This window comes from Candidatus Kryptobacter tengchongensis (genome assembly GCF_001458555.1).
Taxonomy (GTDB): Bacteria; Bacteroidota; Ignavibacteria; order Kryptoniales; family Kryptoniaceae; genus Kryptonium; species Kryptonium tengchongense.
The window spans coordinates 1-11204 of record NZ_CZVH01000066.1 but is presented as its reverse complement, the minus strand read 5'-3'; the positions used below and the strand labels follow the sequence as shown (position 1 = coordinate 11204).

General features: G+C 36.3%; 11 protein-coding genes. 10 read left to right on the top strand and 1 reads right to left on the bottom strand.

Annotated features, from left to right (window positions below; genetic code table 11):
- On the bottom strand, positions 1–272 hold a 272-nt coding region (locus AT685_RS05835; protein WP_143713147.1), incomplete at its 3' end, for a M16 family metallopeptidase.
- Positions 273–289: 17 nt separating this feature from the next.
- Here AT685_RS05835 and AT685_RS05830 point away from each other — a divergent pair.
- From AT685_RS05830 to AT685_RS05785, 10 genes are read left to right on the top strand one after another with little or no spacing between them, the layout of a single operon-like run.
- Positions 290–1231 (top strand): M16 family metallopeptidase, encoded by a 942-nt coding sequence (locus AT685_RS05830; protein ID WP_072151918.1) that lies wholly within the window; start codon positions 290–292, stop codon positions 1229–1231.
- Positions 1232–1246: 15 nt separating this feature from the next.
- Positions 1247–2584: a M16 family metallopeptidase gene (locus AT685_RS05825; RefSeq protein ID WP_072151917.1), complete on the top strand. Its 1338-nt coding sequence runs from the start codon at positions 1247–1249 to the stop codon at positions 2582–2584.
- 33 nt (positions 2585–2617) lie between these two features.
- Positions 2618–4045 carry a M16 family metallopeptidase gene (locus AT685_RS05820; protein WP_072151916.1) on the top strand — a complete coding sequence of 476 codons (1428 nt, stop codon included), beginning with the start codon at positions 2618–2620 and terminating at the stop codon, positions 4043–4045.
- A 25-nt stretch (positions 4046–4070) separates the two neighbouring features.
- Positions 4071–5060, top strand: coding sequence for an AAA family ATPase (locus tag AT685_RS05815; protein ID WP_072151915.1), 990 nt, complete (start codon positions 4071–4073; stop codon positions 5058–5060).
- A gap of 11 nt (positions 5061–5071) precedes the next feature.
- Positions 5072–5839: a YIP1 family protein gene (locus AT685_RS05810; protein ID WP_072151914.1), complete on the top strand. Its 768-nt coding sequence runs from the start codon at positions 5072–5074 to the stop codon at positions 5837–5839.
- 24 nt (positions 5840–5863) lie between these two features.
- Positions 5864–6754 carry a DUF2279 domain-containing protein gene (locus AT685_RS05805; RefSeq protein WP_072151913.1) on the top strand — a complete coding sequence of 297 codons (891 nt, stop codon included), beginning with the start codon at positions 5864–5866 and terminating at the stop codon, positions 6752–6754.
- 22 nt (positions 6755–6776) lie between these two features.
- Complete coding sequence (locus AT685_RS05800; RefSeq protein ID WP_072151912.1) at positions 6777–7742, top strand: HlyD family secretion protein; 966 nt, start codon at positions 6777–6779, stop codon at positions 7740–7742.
- Complete coding sequence (locus AT685_RS05795) at positions 7742–8683, top strand: ABC transporter ATP-binding protein (RefSeq protein ID WP_072151911.1); 942 nt, start codon at positions 7742–7744, stop codon at positions 8681–8683. Before AT685_RS05800 ends, AT685_RS05795 begins: the two co-directional genes overlap by 1 nt.
- The gene (locus AT685_RS05790) at positions 8646–9797 is read left to right on the top strand and encodes an ABC transporter permease (protein ID WP_159420488.1); all 1152 of its coding nucleotides are present in this window, start codon (positions 8646–8648) and stop codon (positions 9795–9797) included. The genes AT685_RS05795 and AT685_RS05790 overlap by 38 nt, the downstream gene beginning before the upstream one ends.
- Positions 9797–10918 (top strand): ABC transporter permease, encoded by a 1122-nt coding sequence (locus AT685_RS05785; RefSeq protein WP_072151909.1) that lies wholly within the window; start codon positions 9797–9799, stop codon positions 10916–10918. Before AT685_RS05790 ends, AT685_RS05785 begins: the two co-directional genes overlap by 1 nt.
- Positions 10919–11204 lie beyond the last annotated feature (286 nt).

Genomic DNA, 11204 nt, shown 5'->3' with positions numbered 1-11204 from the left:
TCGGATTCAAGCCATAAAACAAGTTCAAGTTGATTTGATGGGACAACTTGAAAATAATTTGTCCTATCCCAGTTCGTTGAGCCATTGAAGGTTCCACCAGCTTTTTGAATATACGCCATATGTTCAGCCTTCTTTACATTTGCAGAACCTTGAAACATCATGTGCTCAAACAAATGAGCAAACCCAGTTCTATTCGGATCCTCGTTCTTTGAACCAACATAATACCAAATATCAACCGCAACAATTGGCGATGAATGATCCTCATGTAAAATAACATGAAGCCCGTAGGATGATGAGTTTAAATGTCAACCAAGAAAATCTTGACAATCAGCGTGAAGTTGTCAAGGAAGAAAGGAGATGGCGTGTTGATAATCGCCCTTATGGGACGCAGTGGGAGGAGACATTTAAACGGCTCTTTAAGGAGCATCCATATAGATGGCCTGTAATTGGATACATGGAACATCTTAACGCAGCAACCCTTGAGGAAGTTAAAAGATTTTTTGATACCTACTATGTCCCGAACAATGCTGTCCTTGTAATAGCTGGTGATATTGATGTTGAAAAGACGAAGAAACTTGTTGAGAAGTATTTTGGTGATATTCCAAGAGGGAGATATGAGATAAAAAGACCTAACATTTTTGAGCCTCCATTGACACAACAAGTGCGGGATACGATTTATGATAACATAAGATTGCCAGCCGTGTTTATTGCTTTTAAAGTTCCAAGAGATGGAGAAAAAGATTTTTATGCGCTTGATCTTCTTGCAAACATACTCGGTTCAGGCAGAAGCTCACGGCTTTATCAAAAGCTTGTTTATGAAAAAAGAATTGCTCAAAATGTTAATGTTTATGCAATAGGTATGGAAGATGCCGGTGTTTTCAAGATAGATGCGTATTGTTCAATTGGACATACACCTGAAGAGGTTGAGCGGGAAATATGGGAAGAAATTGAAAGGATTCATAATGAGCTTGTATCTGAGCGAGAACTTCAAAAGGCGAAAAATCAGACGGAATCACAAGTGATAAGTGGTTATCAAACGATCTTGCAAAAAGCAGATCAACTTGCCCATTATTATGTGATTCATAAAAACACGAATGAGATAAACCAAGAGCTTGACAAAATTCTTGCAATAACTCGTGAGGATATTCGTGAATCAGCAAATAAATACCTTAAACCTGAAAATTCAGTTGTTCTTCATTATCTTCCCAAGGAACAACGTGCTTCAAAATAAAATTTGTTTAAACCGATGAAAATTCTAAAACTAAACGTCTTTCTATTTATGTTAAATGTTTTTCTGAAACCTGTTGAACTTTTCCCGCAAAGTGAAGGGAAGATTGATTTCGTTGAATTTACACTTGAAAATGGACTTCATGTCATACTTCATGAGGATCACTCCACACCGATTGTTGCTGTGAATGTATGTTATCATGTTGGGTCAAAAAACGAAAAACCGGATAAAACTGGATTTGCTCATCTTTTTGAGCATTTAATGTTTGATGGTTCAAAAAATGTTAAACGTGGTGAATTTGATAAATATATATCTCAAGCCGGCGGTTATGATAATGCCTATACAACCGAGGACAAAACGAATTATTACGAGGTGCTCCCCTCAAATTATCTGGAGCTTGCTTTATGGCTTGAATCAGATAGGATGCTTGAATTTTCAATTCAGGAAATAAGTTTGATAACACAGAGGGAAGTTGTGAAAGAGGAAAGGAGATGGCGTTATGAAAACAGACCTTATGGCTCCGCCTGGATAAAAATTTCTGAGAAAAGCTTTAAAAAACATCCATATCGTTGGCCTGTTATCGGTTACCAAGAACACCTTGACAAGGCAAGTATGGATGATGTTAAAGAATTTTATGAGACATTTTATGTCCCGAATAACGCGGTCCTTGTAATAGCTGGGGATATAGATATAGAGAGAACCAAAAAACTCGTTGAAAAATACTTCGCTGACATCCCGAAGGGTCCAGACAATATTCCACATCCATCGCCAGAGGATGAGCCGCTTGAAAATGAAATTCGTGAGGTTGTTGAAGATATAAATGCCCCACTCCCTGCTGTTTTTATGAGTTACAGAATCCCAGAAGAAGGAAATCCTGATTCATATGCTCTTGCGTTGCTTTCAAATATACTTTCGGTCGGCGAGAGTTCAAGGTTATATCAACGGTTAGTTTACAAAGATAAAATAGCAAATGAAGTTGAAACCTATTCCGATTCAAGGGAACATCCTGGTTTGTTTTTAATTTACGCAATTGCGAATCCGGGATTTAGTTCTGATACGCTTGAAAAGGTGATTGATGAGGAGATTGATAAAATAAAAAATTATGGCGTTGAAGAAAAAGAACTTGAAAAGGCAAAGAATAAGATTGAATCAGCGCTTGTTTCGGCAAGGCAAACGGTTCAAGGTAAGGCAGACCTTTTAGCACATTATTACACATTTTATAAAAACCCTGCTTTGGTAAACAGAGAAATAGATAAATATAGAAGTGTGACGGTTGAAGATATAAAAAGAGTTGCCCAGGTATATCTTGATTCAAAAAGGCGTGTAATTTTGCATTATCTACCGAAAGTAAATTAAATTTAGATAACAAAATCTTTGGAGGAAAAAGGTATGTTGAAAAAAATTTGGACATTCTTCATGATGATACTTCTTCTATCAACAATTGCAAATTCACAAGAAAAAGTTGACAGGACAAAGCCACCAAAACCAGGTCCTGAAAGCAAGGTTAAATTTCCATCGTATTTTGAGAAAACACTTCCAAATGGGCTTAAAGTTATAGTTATTGAAAATCATGAGCAACCAATTGTTTATATTAGCTTCGTTGTGAAAAGTGGATCAACTTATGATGAAAATCTCCCTGGGCTTGCGAGCATGACAGCTGAGCTTTTAACGAAGGGGACAAAGACAAGGACCGCAACTCAAATTGCTGAGGAAATTGATTTCGTCGGTGGAACACTAAATGCAACCGCTTCATGGGACGCAACAAATGTAAATGTCCTCGTTTTAAAGAAATATCTTGGAGTTGGGATGGATATCCTTCAAGATGTTGTTTTAAATCCAACTTTCCCTGATGAAGAACTTGAGAGGATAAGAACGCAACGTCTGGCATCAATAAAACAAGCAAAAGCAGAGGCTGGGTATCTTGCTGGAGTGAGATTTTCTAAGGAACTTTTCTCGGGACATCCATATGGAAATGAAAGCGGAGGGAATGAGGAATCAATTCAAAAGATGAAAAGGGATGATATTGTGAAGTTTTATCAAACACATTTCATCCCGAATAATTCATTCATAATTTTTGCTGGTGATATTACCCCAAACGAAGCTATTCCGCTTGTTGAAAGATATTTTGGGGCTTGGAAGAAAGGTCCAAATCCGCACAGGAAATTCCCAGTGGTTAGTAATGTATCTCAAACAAGAGTTGTTGTAGTTGATAAACCCGGCGCAGTTCAATCAGCGATAAGAATAGGTCATCTCGGGATTGATAGAAAAAATAAGGATTATGCAAAGGTTTTTACGCTCAACACCTTGCTTGGTGGATATTTCAATTCAAGGATAAACATGAACTTAAGAGAAACTCATGGTTATACATATGGTGCTTCCAGCTCTTTTGATGCAAGGTTGTATCCAGGTCCATTTGTTGTTTCAACGGATGTGAGAAATGAGGTCACAGATTCATCTATTGCTGAAATACTCAAAGAGCTGAAAAGAATTATTGATGAGCCCGTCCCGGAGGATGAACTGAAAATGGCGAAGGATTACATCGTTGGCTCGTTCCCATTGCAGATTGAAACCCCAGCTCAGGTTGCTTCAAGAGTTATGACGATTGAAATTTATGGCTTGCCGAAGGATTTTTATGATAAGTTTAGGGAGGAGGTTAAAAAAGTAACAGCTAAAGATGTTCAAGAGACAGCAAAGAAATATCTACATCCAGACAAAGTTTTAATTGTTGTTTCTGGCAATTCAAAGCAGATAAAACCAGTTCTTGAAAAATTTGGACCTGTGGTTGTTTATGATGCGGATGGGAGGAAAATTGAATAAATTTAAAACTTAATTTCATTTAAAAGTGCAAAGAGAAAAAACTGATGTTGAGCTCGTTCAGGAACTGAGTGAGGCATATAAGAAAATAAAGAATCAAATATCTAAGGTAATTGTAGGACAGGACAAAATAATTGAAGAGCTTTTAATTGCCCTGTTTGCCAGAGGTCATTGTCTTCTTGTTGGGGTTCCCGGGCTTGCCAAAACATTGCTGATAAAAACGCTTGCTCAGGCGCTTGATTTAAAATTTAGCCGAATTCAGTTTACGCCAGACCTTATGCCAAGTGATATAACCGGGACTGAGATAATTGAGGAAAATATAAGCACAGGTGAAAAGTTCTTCAAGTTTGTCAAAGGTCCAATTTTTGCAAATATAATTCTTGCTGACGAAATAAATCGCACACCGCCAAAGACGCAATCCGCACTTCTTGAAGCAATGCAGGAATACCGCGTCACAGCTGGTGGGCAAACTTATGAGCTTGAACAGCCATTTTTTGTCCTTGCGACTCAAAATCCAATTGAAATGGAAGGGACATATCCGCTCCCCGAAGCTCAACTTGATAGATTTATGTTTAATATCTGGATAGATTATCCAAGTTTTGATGAGGAAATTGAAATAGTCCGTAAGACGACAAGTTTGTATCAACCTGAGGTTGAAAAAGTCCTCAACAAACTTGAAATTTTGAAACTTCAAGAAGTTGTGCGAAAGGTTCCAGTTGCAGATAATGTGATTGAATATGCTGTTAAGCTTGTTACATTAACGAGACCAAACATGAATGGATCTCCAGATTTCATCAAGCATTGGATAAGTTGGGGGGCGGGTCCAAGGGCTTCGCAGTATCTCATACTTGGGGCGAAAGCTCGGGCTATATTAGATGGAAGATTTACCCCAACAATTGATGATGTTAGAGCTGTAGCATTGCCAGTTTTAAGACATCGCCTTGTGACAAACTTTAATGCTGAGGCTGATGGCGTATCAACTGTTGAAATAGTTGAAAAACTTTTAAAAATAATCTAAGGAGAAAGACAATGTCAGAAAACTTCCAGCCTAATCAAGAATCAAGTTTCGCAGAAGAAGTTAAACCAATTCCCTTCATTGACAAATTAACGGGGATATTTATAGCACCAAGTGAAGTTTTTGAAAATCTTGTTAAAGCAAAACCTCGGGTAATTGACTGGCTTGTTCCAATTGTTCTGCTTGTTGTGCTTGCTATCTTATCAAACTTTTTAAAATTTAATGATGAAAAAATAAAGGATTCATTGATGATCTTTCAAGAGCAAAGAATAGACAAACTTGTTGAGGAAGGTAAAATGACCGAAGAACAAGCTGAGGTGGCAAAGGAAAGAATCGCTGAATTTGGCAGAGCACAACAAATTTTTAGCTCAGTTGGTGTTTTGATTGGCGTTCCAATTGTATTTTTAATTGTATCACTTGTATATTTTCTTCTTGGGAGATTGTTTTTGAAAGGTGAAGTTGAATTCATGACAATTTTCTCAATTTACTCTCTTTCAAGTTTAATATCTTCAGTTGGGATTATCGTTTCAACAATTCTTGCTTTTTTAACTGGTTCGTTTTTTGCGAGTGCAAGTCCCGCGATTTTTATGGAAGTTTCTACAAGTAAAGTATATATACTTGCGTCAAAAGTTGAAATTTTCACAATTTGGCAACTTGCTGTTTTTGCGGTTGGTATGGCGAAGGCATTTAACAAGAATTACACATCATCTTTTTTAGTTGTATTTGGTGCATGGGCTGTATGGGTTGTGTTAAGTTTATTTGTTCCATTTTTGGGTAGCTAATTTAAAAATGTAAAAATATCTCAGATGTCAAAGTTTTTGCTTTTGTTTATCTTTTTTATAAGCGCAAGAAACGATGTCTTTGGTGATTCGTCAAGCATTGTAATTGAGAGAACGAGGGTAAATAAGATCAAGCTTGGAATTGTTGTGCTTGGAACTGCTGGGTTTGGGGCTTTAACTTATGATTATTTCAATCAGGTATGGTGGAAACCAACGAAGGTGAAAAAATTTACTTTGCGTGAGGATTGGAATGATTTATTGCGAGCTGATAAAGCAGGGCATTTTTATTTTTCTTATGTCCTTTCAGATGTTTATAAAAGTATTTTTAAATGGGTCGGTTTTAGTGGAAAAACATCTGCGTTCCTTGGGGCTGGAATAAGCGTTATATATGAAGTTGGGGTTGTTGAGCTTACAGACGGATTCACAACACGCTGGGGATTTAGCCCAAGTGATGCGGTTTTAGATGTTTTCGGAGCTTTTTTCCCTGTGGCCCAGGAATATTTCCCAGGGCTTAATTCAATAACTTTTAAATTCAGCTATACCCCGTCTGGTTATACATGGCTTGACTATTTACGGGTTGGAAGTTTGAAAGATGCGCTTTATAAAAAGCAGTTTCATACCGATTATGAAGGAATGACCTTCTGGGCGAGTTTTGAATTTCAAAAATTATTGCCCCATAAAATTGAAAAATTCATCCCGGATTTTATCAACCTTGCGATCGGATACAGTGTAAAAAACATAAATTATGCAGGAAGGGGTTATTCTGAACTTTACATTGCGATTGATTTTAATCTCTTAAAAATTGATACGAAGATTGATATTTTAAACCGTGTTATTCGCACCTTAAATTACATTCATCTTCCAGCGCCAACTTTGAGGATAAAACCAGGACTTGAATTTTATTATCTCTACTTTTAACTAAATAACTTTCACATGGGCGATGCAAAAGCACTTAATTTTAACTTTGATTTTAACTCTTCTTATGTCCTGCTCAAACAACGAAAACTCGGGGAGTTTTGAGACAAGCGGAACGGTTGAAGCAAGGGAAGTAGTGGTAAGCTCAGAAGTCGGTGGAAAAATCATTAAACTTAACTTTGATGAGGGAGAAAGGGTTGATAGTGGCTTTGTGCTTTGTCAGGTTGATACTGAATTAGTTTATCAAAGATATGTTGAGGCAAAAGCACAGGCAGAGGCGCTTTTTTTACAGTATCGGCTCTTGTTGAAGGGGGCAAGAAGTGAAGAAATTGAAGCGATGGAGGAAATTGTAAATCGTTCAAGGGTTAATTTTGAAAACGCGCAAAAGCAACTTGAACGAACTAAAAGCTTGTATGAAGATGGAATTATAACTCAGGAACAATTTGACAATATTAAAACAATTTACGAAGCAAGCAAAACTCAGTATGAAGAAGCAAAGAAAAGACTTGAAATTTTGAAAAAAGGACCAAGAGAGGAGGAAATAAAAATAGCATTTTCAAATTACAATAGGGCAATTGCTCAATTAAAAAGCATGGAGATCCAATTGAAAAGATCAAAAATTGTTTCCCCTATTCCTGGTTTTGTTCTTGAAAAATTTGTTGAGGTGGGTGAATTTGCTTCACCTGGAACTCCGATTGCTAAAATTGCTGGGCTTGATGAAGTTTATGTAAGAATTTATGTGCCAGAAAGGGAAATTGGATTGATTAAAGTTGGTGATTCAGTTAATGTTAAGGTTGATTCTCACCCAGGTAAAATTTTCAAGGGTGTTATAGTTTTCATCTCACCAAAGGCTGAATTTACTCCGAAAAATGTTCAAACGAAAGATGAAAGAGTTAAACTCGTTTATGCAGTTAAAGTTAAAATTAAAAACGAAGATGGGATTTTTAAACCAGGGATGCCAGCAGATGTTGAAATAATAAAACGGAGGTGATGGGAATGTTTGATGTTGAAACATTTGAACTTACAAAGAAATTTGGTGATCTTATCGCTGTTGATTCTGTTAATTTAAAGGTTGAACAGGGTGAAATTTTTGGTCTCCTTGGTCCAAATGGCGCTGGTAAATCAACGCTTGTTCGTCTCCTTTGTGGGTTGCTTCGCCCAACCTCTGGAAGTGCAACCGTAGGTGGGTTTTCAATAGTTAAGGAACCTGAAAAGATCAAGAAAATAATTGGTTATATGTCTCAAAGATTTGGGCTTTATGATGATTTAACCGTTGAGGAAAATATAAGTTTCTATGCTGGCGTCTACCTCAATGATAAAAAACTTGCAAGGCAAAGAACTGAAGAGATAATTGAGCATCTTTCATTCCAAAAGTACAGGAAGACACTTGCGATGCATCTATCCGGAGGTTGGAGGCAGAGGTTATCATTTGCGACTGCAATTGTCCATGAGCCAAAAATTGTTTTCCTTGATGAACCGACATCAGGGGTTGACCCTGTCTCAAGAAGACAGTTTTGGGATCTTGTATATTCTCTTTCCGCAAAAGGTAAGACGGTTATTGTGACAACACATTATATGGATGAGGCAGAAAGATGTAATAAAATCGCTTTCATTTCTCAAGGGAAGATACTTGCTATTGACTCGCCAACTGAAATAAAACAAAAATACATGCACGGCGAGGTTATAAATATCATCCCCGAAAACTTAACGCTTTGCTACAGTGCTCTCTCAACTCTTGATTTCATTGAAGATATAGGTATCTTTGGCGATTCAATTCACATCGTCGTTCAAAATGCGACTGAGAAGATTTTTGAGATAGAAAACTTTTTAAAAAGAAAAAATTTGAACTTTAAGAAAGTTGAAGTAATTCAACCCTCAATTGAAGATGTTTTCATTGCTCTCACAAAAAATAAAAACTACAGCTCTTCTTAGCATCGTTTTAAAAGAATTTATTCAATTGATTCGTGACCCAAGAAGCATTATAATAATCATCTTTATTCCGCTTTTTCTGCTCATCGTCTTTGGATATGGGGTTACAATGGATGTTAAAAATGCCAGTCTCGTCGTCTGTGACCTTGATAAAACTCAATTTAGCAGGAGATTTATTGATAGGTTTACTTCCTCTGGATTTTTTAACCTTTACAGTGAAGTTGAAGATATTAATGAAATTGATAATTTTTTGATCTCGGGTAAAGCGAAAGTTGGGGTTGTGATTCCGTTGGGTTTTTCTGCTCAGATTGGTTTAGGTAGACCTGCAAAAATTCAAATTATAATTGACGGAAGCGATGCAAATACTGCAAATGTTGTTCTTGGGTATGTTCGGCAAATAATTCAGGGCTTTTCGGGGGATATTGTGCAAAGTTTTATTTTCAAAAAAACTGGTAAGATGATGCCAGTTGTTGACTTGAAACCACGCATATGGTTCAACCCAGAACTTAAAAGCGTTAATTTCTTTATCCCTGGCTTAATGGGCTTAATAATGATGATAATGACCGTTTTGATGAGTTCGCTCTCAATTTCGCGTGAAAGAGAGCTTGGCTCTTTTGAGAAATTGATATCCACTCCGTTAAATCCGTTTTTTATCATTACGGGTAAAACAATTCCATATGCAATACTTGCATTTTTTGATTCGGTTTTAATTCTCTTTGCGGGAATTGTTTTGTTTAATCTTAAAGTAAAGGGAAGTATAGCTTTACTTTTTTTGGTAACTATAGTTTTTATTTTATGCGGGTTGAACCTTGGGTTGATAATTTCAACTGTTGCAAAAACCCAGCAATCAACAATGGCTCTTGCTTTTATATCAACGGTTGTGCCAACTTTCGTTTTATCTGATTTTGTTTTCCCTGTGAGAAATATGCCTTTCCTGTTGAGGTTAATTTCCTGTTTTATCCCCGCAAGATATTATCTTGAAATAATTCGTGGCATCATTTTGAAAGGAAATGGGATTAAAGAACATATTTTTAGCACCTTGATTTTATGCTTTTTCATGTCATTGACCTTTATTGCATCGGCGGTGAGATTGAAAAAATTAATGCGTGAAATTTAATGTTTAGAATTTTTACCATTTTTAGGAAAGAGATATCACAAATTCGCAGAAATCGTCTTCTTGTGGGAATAATGATAGTTGCACCAGTGCTTCAACTTCTTATACTTGGTTATGCCGCAACATTTGAGGTTAAAAATGTGCGGATTGCTATTTTAGATGAGGATAGAAGTAAACTTACCCGAACAATAGAAGATGCTCTTAATTCAAGTGAAACATTTGATATTGCGTTATACTTGGAGAATTTAAAACAAATTGACGAGGTTCTTAAGAAGGGGAAAGCGGATGTGGTTGTTATCTTCAAAAATGGCTTTGAAAAAAGCATAATTAAATCAGAGAAATTTGAACTTCCAATTATAATTGATGGAACAAATTCAAACTCCGCAACAATTGCAATGGGTTTCATGTCAAGCGTTATAATGGATAAATTCATATCAATTGTTGAAAATAAACTTTCAAATTTTGGAATTAAATTTATTCCGCTATGCGAGCCTGAGGTAAGAATATGGTTTAATCCTGAAATAAGATCAACATCTTTTATGGTTCCCGGGTTAATAGGGATGATACTTATAACAGTGACATTGATAATGACCTCAATGACAATGGTTAGAGAAAAAGAACAGGGAACTGTAGAACTCTTGCTTGTCACACCGATTAAAACTTATGAATTATTGCTTGGAAAGATTTTACCCTTTATTTTGATAGGTTTATTTGACGCGATTGCGGTTATACTCGTTGGCAAATTCTGGTTTCGGGTTCCATTGCGAGGTGATGTTTTTTTGTTGTTTGTTTCAACTTTTGTTTTCCTCTTGACCACACTTGGTCTTGGGATTTTCTCATCTGTGATATCAAAAACGCAGCAACAAGCGTTGATGACTGCGTATTTCTTTGCAATGCCAAATATAGTTTTGTCTGGCTTCGTTTTCCCAGTTGAAAGTATGCCACCCGTGATAAAGTTTATTACCAATTTCATTCCCTTGAAATACTTTTTGATCATACTTCGTGGAATTTTTCTTAGAGGGGCAGGTATTGAAGTTCTGTATCCACAAATTTTAATTCTTCTTGGGTTTGGAGTTTTCATATTCAGTTTCAGTGTTTTTAAATTCAGGAAGTATCTTGGCTAATGGAATCGTAAATTTAGGAGTTCAAGATTTTTCAGTGTTAATTCCTAATTACCTATTAGATGCTCCTATGCTTTTGAAAAACTTGACTTTGATTTTTTGATTGATTATATTGAGGTAGATTGAAAAATTAAGGACAGTTGCCTTTGCGACTTCGTTAAAGGTTTTTTATTCTTTGAATTAACATGCTTTAACTTAAAAGCAAAAACGAATGATCACGATATGCGAAACAAATTAGCCTTTAACGTAAGTTCGCTTGGCAACTGTCCTTTTATATTTGTCTTGCTTT